The organism is Streptomyces sp. NPDC029159, assembly GCF_055564055.1.
Window position 1 is genome coordinate 470930 of sequence record NZ_JBVHWT010000003.1, and the last position, 17296, is coordinate 488225.

Here is a 17296-nt window from a genome sequence, read left to right on the forward strand (position 1 = left end):
TTACTTGACGGCGACGCCGTTCCAGGCGGCCTCGACACCCTTGACCTCGGCGCTGTCGGCCTTGTAGAGGTCGGTCGCGGCCTTGACGGTGGCCTCACGGGCCGCCTTGTAGTCGGTGTTCGAGGTCATGTACTCGGTCAGGGCCTTGAACCAGATCTTCTCGGCCTTGTCCCGCCCGATGCCCTCGACCTTGGAGCCGTCGGCGGTCGGGCTGTCGTACTTGACGCCACCGATCTCCTTGGCGCCGCTGCCCTCGGACAGCAGGTAGAAGAAGTGGTTGGCGACACCGGACGAGTAGTGCGGGTCCAGGCCACCGGTGCTGGAGTCCCAGTTGTCCTGCGACTGACCGTCCTTGGACGGCTTGTCCATGTAGCGCAGCGGCGTACCGTCACCGTTGATGTCGATCTTCTCGCCGATGAGGTAGTCGCCCGGGTCCTCGGCGTTCTTCGCGTAGAACTCGACCGAGGTGCCGAAGATGTCGGAGGTGCCCTCGTTCAGGCCGCCGGACTCACCGCTGTAGGTGAGGTTGGCGGTGGCGGAGGTGACACCGTGCGACATCTCGTGGGCCGCGACGTCGATGGCGGTCAGCGGGGCCTTGTTGCCCTCGCCGTCGCCGTACGTCATGCAGAAGCAGCTGTCGTCCCAGAAGGCGTTGACGTAGTTGTCGCCGTAGTGGACGCGGGAGAAGGCGCCCTTGCCGTCGCCCTTGATGCCGGTGCGGCCGTGCACCTCCTTGTAGTAGTCCCAGGTCTCGGCGGCACCGTAGTGCGCGTCGACGGCGGCGGTCTCCGGGTTGTCCGGCTTGCCGTTGCCCCACGTGTCGGTGGAGTTGGTGAAGAGCTTGCCGTCGCCGTCCTCGGCGTTCTCCAGGTTGGTGGTCTTGTGACCGCCGCGGTCGCCGTCGGTCAGCGTGTAGTTGCTGCCGTCCTTGGTGGTGGTCAGGTCGACGGTGCCGCTGAACTCGCTCTCGCCCTTGCCGGTACGGATGTCGTCGTACTGGAAGAGCTTCTTGCCGGTGTTGGCGTCGGTGATGACGTGCATCCGGCTCGGGGTGCCGTCCTTCTTCACGCCCTTGACGACGGTGTCGTACGCCAGGACGGGCGAGCCGGAGGCGGCCCAGACGACCTTCTTCGCGGCCTGCGCGCCGGTCTGCTTGGCGCTGATCGACTTCGCGGCGGTGCCGTGCGCGCTCTGCGCGGCGGCGGCAGCGGAGATCTTCGGCGTGAGGGAGGCGACCTTGAGGGTCTTCGAGGTGGACTTGGTGGTGCTCTTGATCGAGCCGTCCTTGGCGCGGTGCACGACCAGGTCGCCACCGAGCACCGGCAGACCGGCGAAGGTGCGGTCGTAGCGGGTGTGGACGGTGCCGTCGGCGTCCTTGATGACGTCCTTGACGACCAGCTGCTCCTGGGAACCCAGGCCCAGCTCCTTGGCCGTCTGCGCCTTGGCGGCGCTCGCCTCGTGGATCATCTCGGCGCGGTGCGAGGTGGTGAGGGCGACCGGCGAGGCGCTCGTGAAGGCCGGGGCGGTCGAGGCGCCCGCCGTGGCGGCGACGCCGGCGACGAGGGCCGCGGCGGCGGCGACGGCGGTACCGGTGATGCGGGCCTTGCGGGATATGCGGGGGGTCACGCGTGCTCCTTCAACTTTGCCAAGTGGTGGGGGTGCAAAGCGATGTGGGTGTGACGTGCGTCGGGAACACTGCCATTCCGAACGCGTTCATGTCAGGACGCTGGAGCGAGGTTGGCTGAAACTCGTCGGTAACCTCTTGTGCGGGCTCCGTGCCACGCGCAAGGGCGCCGCCTCCGGAGGTCCGGAAGCGGCGCCCAATTCGCCGTTTTCGCTGGTGGGTTCAGTGCACCGGTCGGCCGCCCGGCCGTGCCACACCGAGATGACCGGTGGGTGCCGTCACCCGGTCACGATGTCACTTTCCGGCCGACACCCGGGCCCCGACATTCACCGCGGCCCACGTGTTGGCGACCGTGTTGTACGTCGCGCTGCCCTGACCGAAGAGGTCGGCCGCGGCCTTGAGGGTCGCGGTGCGGGCGGCGGCGTAGTTGGTGGACGAGGTCATGTACTGGCTGAGCGCCTTGAACCAGATCTTCTCGGCGTTCGCCCGGCCGATGCCCGGCACCGACTTCCCGTCGTACGTCGGGCTGTTGTACTGCACGCCGTTGACCACCTTCGCGCCGCTGCCCTCGGACAGCAGGTAGAAGAAGTGGTTGGCGACGCCGGACGAGTAGTGCACGTCCTTGTTGCCGACCGTGCTCGACCAGTAGTCGGCGGACGCGCCGTCCTTGGAGGGCTTGTCCATGTAGCGCAGCGGCTGGCCGTCGCCGTAGATGTTGATCTTCTCGCCGATGAAGTAGTCGCCCGGGTCGGCGGCGGTGTTGGAGTACCACTCCACCGCGGTGCCGAAGATGTCGGACGTCGCCTCGTTCAGGCCACCGGACTCACCGCTGTAGATGAGGCCGGCGGTCGCGGCGGTGACGCCGTGGGACATCTCGTGCCCGGCGACGTCCAGCGCGGTCAGCGGCGCGGCGTTGCCGCTGCCGTCGCCGTACGTCATGCAGAAGCAGCTGTCGTCCCAGAAGGCGTTGACGTAGCTGTTCCCGTAGTGGACGCGGGAGTACGCGGCGACCCCGTCGCCCTTGATGCCGGTGCGGCCGTGCACCGTCTTGTAGTAGTCCCAGGTCTCGGCCGCGCCGTAGGCGGCGTCCGCGGCGGCGGTCTCCGCGTTCTGCGGGGTGCCGTTGCCCCAGGTGTCGGTGGAGTTGGTGAAGAGCGTGCCCTTGCCGGACGAACCGTGGTTGAGGTTGTACGTCTTGTGCCCGCCGCGGCCGCCGTCGGTCAGCGTGTAGGACGACCCGGAGGCGGTGGTGCCCAGGGTGACCTTGCCGCTGTACTCGGTGTTGCCGATACCGGTCTCGATCCCCTGGTACTGGAAGATCTTCTCGCCGGTGGTGGCGTCCGTGATGACGTGCAGCTGGTTGGGGGTGCCGTCCTTCTGGAGCCCGCCGACCACGGTCTCGTACGCCAGCCGCGGGGTGCCGTCGGCGGCCCAGACCACCTTGCGCGGCGCCTTGTCGGCGGCGGCCTTCGACGCGCCCAGCGAACGGGCGGACGAGAGGGCCTTCGCGGACGCGGCGGACGGCGCGACCTTCGCGGTGGTCGTGGCGACCTTCAGCTGCTTGGACTGTGCCTTGGTGACGGCCTTGACGGCGCCGCCCTTGGCCTCGTGGACGATCAGGTCGCCGCCGAGGACCGGCAGACCGTCCAGGGTCCGCGCGTAGCGGGTGTGGGTGGTGCCGTCGGCGTCCTGGGAGACGTCCTTGACGACCAGCTTTTCCTGCGCGCCGAGCTTCAGCTCCTTGGCCGTCGCCTTGGTGGCGGCGTCGGCGCTGCGGATCAGGCGCTCGCGCTGGGCGGGCGAGAGCTTCGCGGGCAGGGCGCCCGCGGCGGGGGCCGCGTGGGGGGTGCCCGGCTGGGGGGTGGCCGCGGTGCCGGTGCCGGCCTGCACACCGACGGCGAGCATGGCGGCGGCGGCGACGAGGGCTCCGGTTGCGACGGCGCGACGAGGGGGGGTACGTCTCACGCTGACTCCTTCTGCGGGGCGGCGGCGTGGGGCCGCGGCCGAGGGGGACCGGGCGGCGGGAAGCCGTCCGGGCAGAGCGAGGCAGAACACTTGGAACGTGTGGGGGGAGACGGTGCCGACTGCCGCACGGTGGGACTGTGGGGGTCCGTGTGGCGGCTGCCGGGAAGAGTGCCACCGCGGTGCGCCGCTTGTCAGGGTCCCTTCAAGCAATTGGCCGGAAACCGTCCGTAGCCCGGAATGCGGGTCCGGAATCCGGACGAGCTGTTGCAGGGGGTGGGAACGGTGCAGGTCGGGGCGGGTGCGGCCGGAGGAAAGGCGGGGCTGGAAGTGGCGGGTTTGAGAGCACTGCCGACCGGGGGCTCTGGCCTCTGGTCGCCCGAACGGTTCCGGTATCGACCGACCTGACGGGGCATCAGTCTCAGAGTGTCTGGAATATCCCGGCTCCGGCGGCCCGCCGGACCGGCCTCGGGCCGCCCGCCGGACCCGCCCCGTCAGACCTCCGCCGGGCGCTCCGGCGGCGCGGCGGGAGCGTCCCCGTGCCAGGTGCGCCACAGGGCCGCGTAGGCACCGCCGGCCGCCACGAGGGCGTCGTGGGTGCCGAGTTCGGTGATCCGGCCCGCCTCCATGACCGCCACCCGGTCCGCGTCGTGCGCGGTGTGCAGCCGGTGCGCGACGGCGATGACCGTACGGCCCTCCAGCACCGCGGCGAGCGCCCGTTCGGTACGCCGCGCGGTGCGCGGGTCCAGCAGCGCCGTCGCCTCGTCGAGGATCAGGATGCCGGGGTCAGCCAGCACCACCCGGGCCAGTGAGAGCTGCTGGCTCTGCGCCCCGTCCGGGAGGAACCCGCCGGGGCCCAGCTCGGTGCCGAGCCCGGAGGGCAGCGCCGCCGCCCACTCCGCGCCGACGGCGGCGAGCGCGGCGTGCAGCGCGGCGTCGTCGGCGTCGGGCGCGGCGATCCGCAGGTTGTCGCGGACCGTGCCGAGGAAGACATGGTGCTCCTGGGTGACCAGCGCCACCTGACGGCGCAGCGCCCGCGGCGGCAGCGCGGCCACCGGCACCCCGCCGACCGTCACCGTCCCCGCGCGCGGCGCCTCGATCCCGGCCAGCAACCGGCCCAGCGTCGACTTCCCCGCCCCGGACGGCCCGACCAGCGCCAGCCGCTCCCCGGGCCGCACCGTCAGCTCCACCCCGCGCAGCACCTCGTCACCCGCCCCTCCTGGGTACGCGTACCGCACCCCGCGCGCCTCGATCCGGCCGCGCGGTGCGGACGCTCCGGGGACGGCCGGGTCCGCGCCGTCCACGGGGGGAGCGGGCCTGCCGTCCGTCCCGGGGGCGTCCGGTCGCGGGCCGCTCCCGTCCGGTGCCGCCCCCACGCCCTCGACCCGGGCGAACGCGGCGGCGCCGGCCTGGAGTTGTTCCGTGCGGAACAGCAGCGTGTCCAGCGGCGTCGACAACTGGCCGAGCAGCACCGCCGCCGACACCACCGCGCCCAGGCTCACCCCACCCGCGTCGTGCAGCGCCCCGCCCGCCACCAGCGCGGCGGCCACCGGCACCGTGTACGAGAAGTCCACCACCGGGAAGAGCACACTGCGCAGGAACAGCGTGCGCAGCCGGGTACGGCGGGACCGTTCGATCGCCCGCCGGGCGGCCGCCGCGCGCGTGTCCGCCAGGCCGAGCAGATCGACGGTCCGGGCCCCGGCGGCGGTCGCCGCGAGCAGCCCGGCCAGCTCCGACACGGCCGCGCCCTCGGCGAGATACGCGGACCGCGCCCGCCGCAGATACCAGCGGAGTGCGAACCCGCACCCCACCAGCCCCAGCGCACACGCCCCGAGCAGCGGATGGAGCACCACGACGGCGCCCAGCAGGAACAGCGCCTGGACCACCGCGACCGACACCTCGGGCGTCGCATCGCGCAGCGTCCCGGCGACCGACGCCACATCCGTGGTGCCCCGCGCCGTCAGATCCCCGGTACCGGCCCGCTCGATCACCGCCGAGGGCAGCGCCAGCGCCCGGTCGACGAACCCCTCGCGGACCCGGGCCAGCGCCCGTTCGCCGAACCGGTGCCCGGCGTAGCGCGCGAAGCGGCCCAGCAGCAGCTGGAGCGCCGTACCGGCCACGATGAGCAGCGTCAGCCGGTCCACCGCGGCGGCGCCCCCGCCACTGCGTACGGTGTCGACGATCCGGCCCAGCAGCCACGGACCGGCCAGCCCGGCGCCCGCGGCGAGCGCGTTGAGCCCGAGCATCAGCGCGAAGGCCCCGCGGTCGCGCCGGATCAACCGGCCCGCCGCGCGCCGGGCCTCCCGGGGGGACGCGATCGGCAGGGCGCCGTCCGGCGCGGGTGCGGGTGCCGGTGCGGTCGTCATGGTGCCTCCTCGGCGACGGGGGCGGCCTGGCCGGGCGCTTCGTCCACGGGGCCGCGGCGTGCGGGGACTTCGGCGCCGGGGGCGGCCGGGGCGTCGGTGGCGTCCGGAGCGGCGGGGGCGTCGGTGGCGGCGCCGGGCCCCGCGTCCGTTCCGACCTCCGCTCCGACCTCCGCCCCGTCCTCCGTGTCGTCCGTGCCCCGTGCCACCAGGGCGCGGTACTCCGGGTGGGAGGCGAGCAGTGCGCGGTGGGTGCCGACCGCCGCCACCCGGCCGCCGGAGAGATGGCAGACGACATCCGCCGCGTCCAGCACCAGCGGTGAGGTGGTGGCGACGACGGTCGTCCGGCCCGCGCGGGCGGCGTGCAGCCGTGCCGCGACCGCCGCCTCGGTGTGCGCGTCGACCGCCGACGTCGGCTCCACGGCGAGCAGCACCTCGGGGTCGGCCAGCAGCGCCCGCACCAGGCGCAGCCGCTGCCGCTGCCCGCCGGAGAGATTGCGGCCGTCCGCGTCCAGCCGCGCGTCCAGGCCACCGGGCAGCGCCTGCACGATGTCCTCCGCCACCGCCGTGTGCAGCGCGCGGGCCACCGCGTCCGCCGGGCGCGCCCGCCGCCCCTCGACCGCCTCGCGCACCGTGCCCGCGAACAGCGTCGCCTCGTTGTCCGCGACCAGGATCCGCTCCCGCAGCCGCGCCGTGTCCACCGCGTCCAGCCGCACCGCGCCCCAGGTCGCGGCGGACTCGGCGACGCCCCCGAGCCGGTCGACCACCGCGGCCGACTCCTCGGGTCGCGCCCCCGCCAGCGCGGTCAGCGTCCCGGGCACCACCTCGACATCGGAGACCGGATCCCGCAGCACGGACGGCAGCGCCGGACCGTCGTCCCCGCCGCCCCGCGCGTCGGGCTCCAGGCCCAGGAAGCGCACCACCCGGCGGGCCGCGACCAGCCCGCGGGTCACGTCGTACCCCGCCTCGATGAGGAACGACACCGGCGCCGCCAACGCCGCGGTGTACCCGTACACCGCGACCAACTCGCCCACCGAGATCGTCCCGGCGGCGGCCATCCGGGCCGCGAGCCAGACGACCGCGGCGAGGAACAGCGCCGGGAGCCCCACCCCCAGCGCCTGGATCCAGCTGGCGTGTGCGCCGACGCGGTACCCCTCGGCGCACAGCTCCGCCGACTCCCGCCGGTACCGCGCCGCGAACACCTCCTTGCCGCCCAGCCCGCCGAGCACCCGCACCCCGCCGACCAGATCGGCCAGCCGGTCGGTCAGCCCGCTCTGCCGCTCCCGGTAGCGCGCCTCGGCGCCCTCCAGCCGCCGCAGCAACGGCCCCACCAGCACCGCCAGCGCCGGAACCCCCAGCAGCACCAGCGCGGCGAGCACCGGATCCACCGCCAGCAGCAGCGCCGCCACCACCCCGTACGAGAGGACCGCGCCCACCCCGGGGCCGGTCAGCGTCAGCGTCTGGCTGATCACCCCGACGTCCCCGATGCCGATGGTGACCACCTCGCCCGCCGTCACCCGGCGCGGCAGCGAGGCGCCCAGCCGCAGCGTCTGGTCGACGACGGCGCGCACCGTGCGGAACGTCGCGTCCATCCGGATCCGGGTCATGGTGCGGTGCCGGGCGATGGCGAGGGCGGCGTTGAGCGCGCCCATCGCCAGCAGCGCCGCCGTCCAGCCGAGCAGCGGCCCCCGGTGGCCCGGCACCAGCCCGTCGTCGACGGCGCGGGAGAGCAGATACGGCGGCATCATCAGCCCCGTCAGCCACAGCGTGCCGAAGGTGGCGCCCGCCGCCACCCGCGGCAGCTGACGCTGCGTCAGCCAGACCAGATACCGCGCGGCGCTGCGGTGATCGGGCGTCTCCCGCCCCGAACGCGCCGCCGTGCGGCCCGATTTCCCCATGGCCGCAGCCTATGAGACGGCTCTTCGCGGGTCAGCGGCGCACTGCCCGCAGCAGCACGAACTTCGGGTCGGAGGCGACGACCTCGCAGTTGCCGAAGAGCCGCTTGAGCCGCACGTGGTAGCCGAGATGGCGGTTGCCGACGACCCACAGCTCCCCGCCGGGCCGCAGCGCGGCGCGGGCGCCGCCGAACATCCGCCGGGCGGTCGCGTCGGACGTCGCACGGTGGGTGTGGAACGGCGGGTTGTTCACCACGAGATCCACCGAACCGGGCGGCAGCCCCGTCAGCGCGTCGCCGACGGTGAACTCCGCCCGTGCGCCCTCCGGCGCGTTCGCCGCGAAGGTGGCACGCGCGGCGGCCACGGCGGAGAACGACTCGTCGACGAAGACGGTCTCCGCCTCCGGGTTGGCCAGCGCCAGCGCGGTGCCGACGACGCCGTTGCCGCAGCCCAGGTCGACGACGCGCTCGGCGCCCTGCCGCCGGGGGAGGTGGCCGAGGAGGAAGCGGGTGCCGATGTCCAGCCGGTCGGCGCAGAAGATCCCGGCGTGGTTGGTGACCGTCCGCCCCGACATCACACCGACGTCCGCGGGCAGCGCGTAGCTGCGCGGCCAGGAGGGAGCGGCGGGGGAGAGGGACGGATCGGGGGTGCAGAAGATCAACCGCGCCTTGCGGACGGCGAGGGAGGTCCGGGTCGCCCCGAGGATCTGCTCGAACAGCTTCAGCGTCGAGGTGTGGATCTCGGAGACCATGCCGGTGCCGACGATCCGGGTCCCCGCATGCACCGCGGGCGCCAGCCGCCGCAGCTGCTCCTCCAGCAACGCCAGGCTCTTCGGCACCCGCACCAGCAGCAGATCGATCCGCTCCGGCGGCGCGTCCAGCACCGTCCGCAGCTGGACGACGCCGTCGGCGACCCCGTTATGCCGCAGGTTGACCTCGGTGGCGCGGTGGGTGAGGTACGAGTCGGTGATCTGGACGAGACGGGGGGCGGGGACCCCGGGCGCGGGTACGGAGCCGGCCGCGGGCCCGGCGCCGGCACCAGCTTCGGCCGTGGTCCCGGCCAGCGCGGTGGCGAGGGCACCCCAGCGGTCGCCGAGGACGACGGTGGCGCCGGTGCCGGACGGTTCCGAGGGTGGCTCGGGGGCGGCCCCGGCGTCCGGGGCGCTGCCGGTCCCGCTCTCCGCGAGGTGGTCCAGGAGATAGGCGTCGGCGGCGTCCCAGGCACGGAGCTGGTCGCGGGGGTCCTCGGGGAAGCGGCTGAGGTCGAACGCACCCCATGACGTCGTGAAACGGTTCATCGTGGACTCAGGCTAGCCGAGGGACGAGGCGACCGGAGCGGGCGCCGGGGGAGTGGGGCGGGGGCTGAGGGGCGGCCCTGTGCGGGGTGCGGGCCGCAGCGGCCCCCGCGCCCCCACCTCACCCCACGCTGTCCCGCCAAGCCCGGTGCAGCTCGGCGAAGCGGCCGCGGTCGGATATCAGGGTGGCGGGGGTGCCGTCCTCCACGATCCGGCCGTCGGCCATGACCAGCACCCGGTCGGCGATCTCCACCGTCGACAGGCGGTGCGCGATCACCACCGCCGTCCGGCCGCGCAGCACGGTGTCCATGGCCCGCTGCACCGCCCGCTCGCCCGGTATGTCCAGCGAGCTGGTCGCCTCGTCCAGGATCAGTACGGCGGGGTCGGCGAGCAGTGCCCGTGCGAAGCCGACCAACTGCCGCTGGCCCGCGGAGATCCGGCCGCCCCGCTTACGGACATCGGTGTCGTACCCGTCCGGCAGCGCGGCGATGAAGTCGTGCGCACCGATCGCCCGGGCGGCCTCCTCGATCTGCGCGCGGGTGGCGTCCGGCCGCCCCAGCGCGATGTTCTCGGCGACCGTCCCGGAGAACAGGAACGCCTCCTGGGTGACCATCACCACGCCCCGGCGCAACTCGGCCGAGGACAGTTCCCGCAGGTCCACGCCGTCCAGCAGGACCCGGCCCTCGGTCGGGTCGTAGAAGCGGGCCAGCAGCTTCGCCAGCGTCGACTTGCCGGCGCCGGTCGAACCGACCACGGCGACCGTCTCGCCCGCGGCCAGCCGCAGAGCGAAGCGGGGCAGCACCTCGCCGCCGGTCCGGTACGCGAACCGCACGTCCTCGAAGACGACCTCCCGGCCGGGCCGCCCGTCGGGGGCGGCCGGCAGCGCCGCCGGGGCGGACGGCTCCGGGACCGACGGGCGCTGCGCCAGCAGACCGGCGATCTTCTCCAGCGAGGCGGCCGCGCCCTGGTAGGAGTTGAGGAACATCCCGAGCCGGTCGATCGGGTCGTACAGCCGCCGCAGATACAGCACGGCGGCGGCCAGCACGCCCAGCTCCAGCGCGCCGCTCGCCACGCGGTAGGCGCTCCACAGCACGATCGCGGCGACCGCGAAGTTGGCCACCAGCCGCGACCCGACGACATACCGGGCCATCTCCAGCAAGGTGTCGCCGTTGACGCCCTCATGGGTGCGGTTCAGCGCGGCGAACGTGGCGTCGTTGGGGCGCTCGCGGCGGAACGCCTGCACCGGTCGGATGCCGTTGAGCGTCTCGGTGAACTTCACGATGACGGCGGCGACCGCCGACGACTTGCTGCTGAACACGCGGATCGAACGCCGCTGGTAGGAGCGGATCAGCAGGGCCAGCGGCCCGGTGGAGGCGAGCGCGGCGACGCCGGTGCGCCAGTCCAGGTAGAGGAGCATCACGGTGATCGAGACCGTGGAGAGCACGAAGGAGATCAGCTCCTCCAGACCCTCGTCGAGGAGTTCCCGCAGCGCCTCGACGTCCGTGGTGGCCCGCGAGATCAGCCGGCCCGAGGTGTACCGCTCGTGGAAGTCGAGGCTGAGCGCCTGCGCATGCCGGAAGATCCGGCCGCGCAGCTCCAGCAGCACGTCCTGGCTGATCCGGGCCGAGCACCGGATGAAGAGGTACTTCAGCCCGCCCGACGCCACGGCGCACAGCGCGGCCCCGACCGCCACGGTGACCAGCGGGCCGTGGTCCCCGGCGCGCAGCGCGGGCACCGCGCGGTCCAGCGCGAACGCCACGAGCAGCGGCCCGGCCTGCACCGCGGCCTGCTGGAGCAGCAGCATCACGGCGGAGAGCGTGACCCAGCGGGCGTGCGGGGCCAGCAGCGACCGCAGCAGCCGCCGCGACGCCCCGGGCGGCGCCGGGAGGACGTCCCGGGCGAAGGCGTCCTCGTCCCCGGGCGGCGAGCCGGGCGCGGGCGGATCGGCGGGTACGGCGCCGGGTGCGGGGGCGGTCGTCATCGGGTGCCTCCGGAGGAGTCGCGGGGCCGGGGCGCGGGCCCTGCCGTGACGGGGGCGGTGCCGGACATCAGCCCGGCGTACTCGGCGTTCTCGCGCAGCAGTTGGTGGTGGGTGCCGACGGCGGCTATCCGGCCGCCGGAGAGCAGCGCCACCCGGTCGGCCAGCAGGACCGTGGACGGGCGGTGCGCGACGATCAGCGCGGTGGTGGTCGCCAGGACCTGCCGCAGCGCCGCCTCGACCAGCGCCTCGGTGTGGACGTCGAGGGCGGAGAGCGGATCGTCGAGGATCAGGAAACGCGGCCGCCCGGCGACCGCGCGGGCCAGCGCGAGCCGCTGCCGCTGGCCGCCCGACAGGCTCATGCCCTGCTCCCCGACCTGGGTGTGCGCCCCCTGGGGCAGCGCGGCGACGAAACCGTCGGCCTGCGCCACCTCCAACGCCCGCCGCAGATCGGCCTCCTGGACGTCCGCGCCGCCCATCAGGACGTTCTCGGCGATGCTCGCGGAGAACAGCGTCGGCTCCTCGAAGGCGACCGACACCAGACCGCGCACCTCGCCCCGGGAGAGCGCGGTGAGGTCGCGGCCGTCCAGGGTGATCCGGCCGCCGGTCGGGTCGTACAGCCGCGGGACCAGCGCGGTGAGCGTCGTCTTCCCGCTGCCCGTGGCCCCCACCAGCGCCATCGTCTCCCCGGACGCGATGTGGAGATCGACGCCGCGTAGCGTCGGCGGGGTGTCCGCGGACGCGTCGGGATAGCGGAACTCGACACCGGAGAAGACGAGCCCGCCGGAGGCGCCCGGGCGGTCGGACGCGCCGGAGCCACCGGGCAGGCCGGGGCTGTCGGGGGTATCGGGGGTGTCGGCGCGGCCGGAGCCGGGACCGTCGCCGGAGCCGTCCGCGTCGTCGGCGGCCGCCCGCGGTCCGGGGAGCAGGGACGCAGCCTCCTCCGACGGGGCCTCCAGCGTCTCCGCCGTCGGCGTGTCCAGCACCTCGAAGTACCGGTCGGTGGCCATCGCCGCCTCGTAGCTCATCGCCAGCAGGAAGCCGATGGAGTCCACCGGCCAGCGCAGCGCGAGCGCCGTCGACAGGAAGGCGACCAGCGTGCCGGCCGAGAGCGCGCCGTCCGCCACCTGGAGGGTGCCCAGCACCAGCGCGGCGCCGATCGCCAGCTCCGGCAGGAGGGTGATGGCGCCCCAGAGCACCGCGAGGTACCGGGCCTTGCGCAGCTCGGTGGTGCGCAGCTCATGGGTGAGCCGCCGGAACATCCGGGCCTGGCTGCGGTGGCGGCCGAAACCCTTCACGATCCGGATGCCGAGGACCGACTCCTCGATCACCGTCGTCAGATCACCGACCTGGTCCAGCGCCCGGCGCGCGGCCAGTGCGTACTTCGCCTCGAAGACCGAGCAGAGAATCATCAGCGGCAGCACCGGCGCCAGCAGCACCAGCCCCAGCGAGAAGCGCTGACTCAGCAGGATCGCGCAGCCCACCACGATGGTCGCGCCGTTGACCAGCAGGAATGTCAGCGGGAAGGCCAGGAACATCCGGAGCAGCTGGAGGTCGGTGGTGGCGCGGGAGAGCAACTGGCCCGAGGCCCAGCGGTCGTGGAAGGCGACCGGCAGCCGCTGGAGGCGGGTGTAGAGCCGCTCCCGCATGGCCGCCTCGACGCCCGCCAGCGGCCGCGCGACCAGCCAGCGCCGCAGCCCGAACAGTCCCGCCTCGGCGATCCCGAGCGCGAGGAGGAACCCGCCGCCCAGCCAGACACCGCCGGGCGCGCCCGCGGCGACCGGGCCGTCCACGATCCACTTGAGCACCAGCGGGATGACGAGGCTGATGCAGGACGCGACCACGGCGACGACCGCGGCGGTGAACAGCCGCGCCCGCACCGGCCGGACGAACGGCCACAGGCGCAGCAGCGACCGTACGGCGGAGTGCCGCGGGGGTTCGGAGGACGGTGGACGGGCGGGTGTGCTCGCGGTGGCATCCATCACAGGGGAGAGTAAGGGCGCCCACCGACAACGCTCATGTCCTTTTCCCGCCGCACCGCCCGCCGCCCCGCCACCCGCCGCGCCCCCACCCCCGCTGACCTGCGCCTCAGCCCGGACCGCGGTTCTTCCGAGCGGCCCCCGCCCCCTTAGGAGCGCCCTCGGACCGCCGCCCGGCCGCCCACCGCTCGCGGCCCGGCCCCGCCTCCGCGCGGCCCCGCACCCCGCCACCCGGCTTCGGCGCACCGCCTCGGCCACCCCCGTACCACCGCAACGCCGTATCCCGTACGGGACACGGCGCTGCCGGGCCGTCACTTCCAGGGTGACAACCGTTACATCGGTCACAATGCGCCACATGTCCGGTGATGAGAAGGACCGCACCCCCCGTCCGCCGGCCCGCCGCCCCGTGCGGCTCCGGCGCCTCCTCCGTCTCGCCCTGGTGCCGGTGTGCGCTCTGACCGCGGCGACCGGCTGCGCCGTCCCCGACTTGCTCGGCGGGGACAAGCCGCCCGGCGCGGAGGGCGGCATCGACATCGAGCCCGGTGACGGGGCCCGCGATGTGAGCGAGAGCGGACGGTTCCTCATCCGGGTGCCCGACGGGCGCCTGCAGCGGGTGACGGTGCGGCGTACGGGCGACGGCGGTGCGGCGCAGGTCCCGGGCCGGATCTCCCGGGACGGCCTGACCTGGCGGCCCACCGCGCACCGGCTGGAGGCCGCGGCGACGTACACCGTGGACGCGGTGGCGATGGACGGCGAGGGCGACCGCAGGACCCGCCACACCACCTTCACCACCGGCCCCGCCAAGCTGGCCGCCACGATCCTCCCCGAGGACGGCGCCACCGTCGGCACCGGCATGATCGTCTCGCTCCAGTTCAACCACGTGATCCCCGACCTCGCCGCCGTCCAGCGGTCGGTCCGGGTCACCGCCGACCCGGACGTCGAGCTGGCCCCCCACTGGTTCAACGACCAGCGGCTGGACTTCCGTCCGAAGGAGCGTTGGCGGCCCGGCACCGAGGCCACCGTCGAGGTCCGGCTGGACGGCGTCCGGGCCGGCCCCCGCACGTTCGGCACCCAGAGCGAGACCGTCCGGTTCCGGGTCGGCAGGGATCAGACGAGCGTCATCGACGCGGCCCGGCACAGCCTGACGGTCACCCGGCAGGGGGAGAAGCCGGTGACGCTGCCGGTCACCGCGGGCGATGAGAAGAACCCCACGTACAACGGGAAGATGGTGATCCTGGAGCGGCTCCCGAAGACGCGGATGGACGCCCGGACCGTCGGCTTCGGCCGCGCCTACGACATCCCCGACGTGCCGCACGCGATGCGCCTGACGACCTCCGGGACCTTCCTGCACGGCAACTACTGGGCCGACCCCGACATCTTCGGCGACGAGAACACCAGCCACGGCTGCGTCGGCCTGCTCGACAACAAGGGCGGCAAGGGCGCCACCCCGGCCGGCTGGTTCTACACGCAGTCGCTCGTCGGCGACATCGTGGAGGTCGTCCATTCCCGGGACCGCATCGTCGCCGCGGACAACGGCCTCGGCGGCTGGAACATGCCCTGGGAGCAGTGGCGGGCGGGGACGGCCCTGTAGCCCTCCGGGCGTCGGAGAAGGCATCGGCCCCACGGAAACGGCGGCCGGTGCGGGGCGGTCCGGAGTGCCCTGAGCCCTCCGGACCGTCAACCTCCGTACCTACCAGCTGATTTGGCGCCCGCTCCTTCTGCCCCTCCCCGTCCCGCTTTCCTCTCGTCTGTCCGCCCCGAGGGCGCCGTGGGGTGCGCCCCGAGCCGCCCTCGTCGGGCAACCCGCTGTCACACCCATGTGGTTATCTACACGGAAGGCGCGGCCGTCCGGCGGGCGGTGCCGCGTCGAGTGGCGGTGTTCCGCGCGCGGGGGAGTGCGCGCGGGGCGAGGGGAAGAGGGGCCAGAGATGCATCAGGCGATATCCGGAGAGCCGGGACGGCGATCGATAGGTCCGCGGGCGGTACGGCGGCGGGCCCGGCGCGGCGCCGCCGTCGCCCTGGTGCTCGGCACCGTCCTGCTCGCCGCCGGCTGCGGGGACGGTGCGGACGAGAAGGGCGCGGCCGACCGGGCACGGGCCGCGCACAGCCCGTCGAAAGCCGTCGTGACGATCGCACCCCGGGACGGCGAGGACTCCGTCGCCACCAGCGGCGCCCTCGCGGTGACGGCCCGCTGGGGCAAGCTCCGCTCCGTCACGGTCAAGGACGCGAAGGGGAAGGACGTGCCGGGCCGGATATCCGGCGGCGGCACCGGCTGGCAGCCCACCGGGCACCTCGCGACGGCGACCACGTACACCGTGGCGGCCGAGGCCGCCGATGCGGAAGGGAAGAAGGTCACCCGCCACGCCCGCTTCACCACGCTCAAGCCCGAGGCGACCTTCGCCGCGACGTACACGCCGGACGACGGGCAGAAGACCGGCGTCGGGATGCCGGTCTCGCTCCGCTTCAGCCGCGGCATCACCGACCCCGCCGCCGTGGAGAAGGCCGTCCAGGTCACCGCGGAGCCCGCCGTCCCCGTCGAGGGCCACTGGTTCGGCAACGACCGGCTGGACTTCCGCCCCGAGAAGTACTGGGCACCCGGCACCAAGGTCACCCTCCGGCTCGCCCTCGACGGCGTGGAGGGCCGCCCCGGCGTCTACGGAACGCAGTCCAAGAAGGTCTCGTTCACCGTCGGGCGCAGCCAGATCAGCACCGTCGACGCCCGGTCGAAGAAGATGACCGTGGTCCGCGACGGCAAGAAGATCAAGACCATCCCGATCTCCGCCGGGGCGCCGGGCACCGAGACGTACAACGGCCGGATGGTGATCAGCGAGAAGCTCCGGGTGACGCGGATGAACGGCGCGACCGTCGGCTTCGACGGCCAGTACGACATCGAGGACGTCCCGCACGCCATGCGGCTGAGCACGTCCGGCACCTTCATCCACGGCAACTACTGGTCGGGGCAGGGCGCGTTCGGCAGCCGCAATGCCAGCCACGGCTGCGTGGGCCTCTTCGACCGGCGTGGCGGCGGCGATCCGGCCACCCCCGCCGCCTGGTTCTTCCGCAACTCCCTCGTCGGTGACGTGGTCGTCGTCAAGAACTCCCACGACGAGACGATCCGGCCGGACAACGGCTTCAGTGACTGGAACCTCTCCTGGAAGGAGTGGAAGACCGGCCGCCGCTGACGCGGTGGCACCCGGTCCGGGGTGGCGCGGGGCACGTCGGCGTACCGTACCCAGCGCCGTTAACGGAGACTAACCTTCGCGGTATGACTGTGAACTTCGAGATCGCCGACGGTGTCGGGACCATCCGGCTCGACCGCCCGCCGATGAACGCGCTGGACATCGCCACCCAGGACCGGCTGCGCGAGCTGGGCGAGGAGGCCACCCGCCGGGACGACGTCCGCGCGGTCGTGGTGCGCGGCAGCGAGAAGGTGTTCGCCGCCGGGGCGGACATCAAGGAGATGCAGCGGATGGACCACGCCGCCATGGTGGTGCGGTCCAAGGCGCTCCAGGACTCGTTCAGCGCCATCGCGCGCATCCCCAAGCCGGTGGTCGCCGCGGTCACCGGCTACGCCCTCGGTGGCGGCTGCGAGCTGGCGCTCTGCGCGGACTTCCGGATCGCGGCGGAGAACGCCAAGCTCGGCCAGCCGGAGATCCTGCTCGGCGTCATCCCGGGCGCCGGCGGTACCCAGCGGCTGGCGCGGCTGGTCGGCCCGTCCAAGGCCAAGGACCTGATCTTCACCGGGCGCCATGTGCGGGCCGATGAGGCGCTGACCATCGGCCTGGTCGACCGGGTGGTCCCGGCCGACGAGGTCTTCGAGGCGGCGCACGCCTGGGCGGCGCAGCTGGCGAAGGGCCCGGCGCTCGCGCTGCGCGCCGCCAAGGAGGCCGTCGACGCCGGTCTGGAGACGGACCTCGAAACCGGTCTGGCCATCGAACGCTCCGTGTTCGCGGGCCTGTTCGCGACCGAGGACCGCGAGATCGGTATGCGCAGCTTCGTCGAGGACGGCCCCGGGAAGGCCAAGTTCCGCCGCTGAGCCGGGGGTTGGCGGGGTGGGGCGAACGGCCGGTGCGCCCTGCCCCGTGCGGGGGAATCGCGCCGATCCGGCCCCGTACGCGCCCGCCCCGCACCGCCGCTCCGGCGGACGCCGCCCGGCACGGTCGCGCCGCAGCTCAGGCAGGTGACAGTGGTGTCATGAACG

At 73.8% G+C, this 17296-nt stretch carries 9 protein-coding genes and 1 pseudogene; 3 read left to right on the forward strand and 7 right to left on the reverse strand.

Annotated features, from left to right (window positions below):
- The 7 genes and pseudogenes from ACZ4U4_RS09115 to ACZ4U4_RS09145 form a co-directional block, all read right to left on the reverse strand.
- Window positions 1-1626: a M4 family metallopeptidase gene (locus ACZ4U4_RS09115; protein WP_467870654.1), complete on the reverse strand. Its 1626-nt coding sequence runs from the start codon at window positions 1624-1626 to the stop codon at window positions 1-3.
- A gap of 298 nt (window positions 1627-1924) precedes the next feature.
- Window positions 1925-3589, reverse strand: a pseudogene (locus ACZ4U4_RS09120) (M4 family metallopeptidase); the annotation flags it as partial.
- A 491-nt stretch (window positions 3590-4080) separates the two neighbouring features.
- Window positions 4081-5952 (reverse strand): ABC transporter ATP-binding protein, encoded by a 1872-nt coding sequence (locus tag ACZ4U4_RS09125; protein ID WP_467870657.1) that lies wholly within the window; start codon window positions 5950-5952, stop codon window positions 4081-4083.
- On the reverse strand, window positions 5949-7847 hold the full coding sequence (locus ACZ4U4_RS09130; RefSeq protein ID WP_467870660.1) for an ABC transporter transmembrane domain-containing protein: 1899 nt from the start codon (window positions 7845-7847) through the stop codon (window positions 5949-5951). Before ACZ4U4_RS09130 ends, ACZ4U4_RS09125 begins: the two co-directional genes overlap by 4 nt.
- A 31-nt stretch (window positions 7848-7878) precedes the next feature.
- The gene (locus ACZ4U4_RS09135) at window positions 7879-9141 is read right to left on the reverse strand and encodes a methyltransferase (protein ID WP_467870662.1); all 1263 of its coding nucleotides are present in this window, start codon (window positions 9139-9141) and stop codon (window positions 7879-7881) included.
- A 118-nt stretch (window positions 9142-9259) separates the two neighbouring features.
- The gene (locus tag ACZ4U4_RS09140) at window positions 9260-11119 is read right to left on the reverse strand and encodes an ABC transporter ATP-binding protein (protein ID WP_467870665.1); all 1860 of its coding nucleotides are present in this window, start codon (window positions 11117-11119) and stop codon (window positions 9260-9262) included.
- Window positions 11116-13098, reverse strand: coding sequence for an ABC transporter ATP-binding protein (locus ACZ4U4_RS09145; protein ID WP_467870668.1), 1983 nt, complete (start codon window positions 13096-13098; stop codon window positions 11116-11118). The genes ACZ4U4_RS09140 and ACZ4U4_RS09145 overlap by 4 nt, the downstream gene beginning before the upstream one ends.
- Window positions 13099-13450: 352 nt before the next feature.
- On the opposite strand from ACZ4U4_RS09145, the gene ACZ4U4_RS09150 reads away from it, so the two are divergent.
- The 3 genes from ACZ4U4_RS09150 to ACZ4U4_RS09160 all read left to right on the forward strand — a co-directional run bounded on the left by ACZ4U4_RS09150 (window position 13451) and on the right by ACZ4U4_RS09160 (window position 17131).
- Window positions 13451-14686 carry a L,D-transpeptidase gene (locus ACZ4U4_RS09150; protein WP_467870670.1) on the forward strand — a complete coding sequence of 412 codons (1236 nt, stop codon included), beginning with the start codon at window positions 13451-13453 and terminating at the stop codon, window positions 14684-14686.
- Between the two features lie 337 nt (window positions 14687-15023).
- Window positions 15024-16277: a L,D-transpeptidase gene (locus tag ACZ4U4_RS09155; protein WP_467870672.1), complete on the forward strand. Its 1254-nt coding sequence runs from the start codon at window positions 15024-15026 to the stop codon at window positions 16275-16277.
- Window positions 16278-16360: 83 nt separating this feature from the next.
- On the forward strand, window positions 16361-17131 hold the full coding sequence (locus ACZ4U4_RS09160; RefSeq protein WP_467870674.1) for an enoyl-CoA hydratase/isomerase family protein: 771 nt from the start codon (window positions 16361-16363) through the stop codon (window positions 17129-17131).
- Window positions 17132-17296 lie beyond the last annotated feature (165 nt).

Bases quoted from the DNA above. Each gene is read 5' to 3' on its own strand.
- ACZ4U4_RS09125 (WP_467870657.1), bottom strand. From the start codon at position 5,952: ATGACGACCGCACCGGCACCCGCACCCGCGCCGGACGGCGCCCTGCCG.
- ACZ4U4_RS09130 (WP_467870660.1), bottom strand. From the start codon at position 7,847: ATGGGGAAATCGGGCCGCACGGCGGCGCGTTCGGGGCGGGAGACGCCC.
- ACZ4U4_RS09135 (WP_467870662.1), bottom strand. From the start codon at position 9,141: ATGAACCGTTTCACGACGTCATGGGGTGCGTTCGACCTCAGCCGCTTC.
- ACZ4U4_RS09140 (WP_467870665.1), bottom strand. From the start codon at position 11,119: ATGACGACCGCCCCCGCACCCGGCGCCGTACCCGCCGATCCGCCCGCG.
- ACZ4U4_RS09145 (WP_467870668.1), bottom strand. From the start codon at position 13,098: ATGGATGCCACCGCGAGCACACCCGCCCGTCCACCGTCCTCCGAACCC.
- ACZ4U4_RS09150 (WP_467870670.1), top strand. From the start codon at position 13,451: ATGTCCGGTGATGAGAAGGACCGCACCCCCCGTCCGCCGGCCCGCCGC.
- ACZ4U4_RS09155 (WP_467870672.1), top strand. From the start codon at position 15,024: ATGCATCAGGCGATATCCGGAGAGCCGGGACGGCGATCGATAGGTCCG.
- ACZ4U4_RS09160 (WP_467870674.1), top strand. From the start codon at position 16,361: ATGACTGTGAACTTCGAGATCGCCGACGGTGTCGGGACCATCCGGCTC.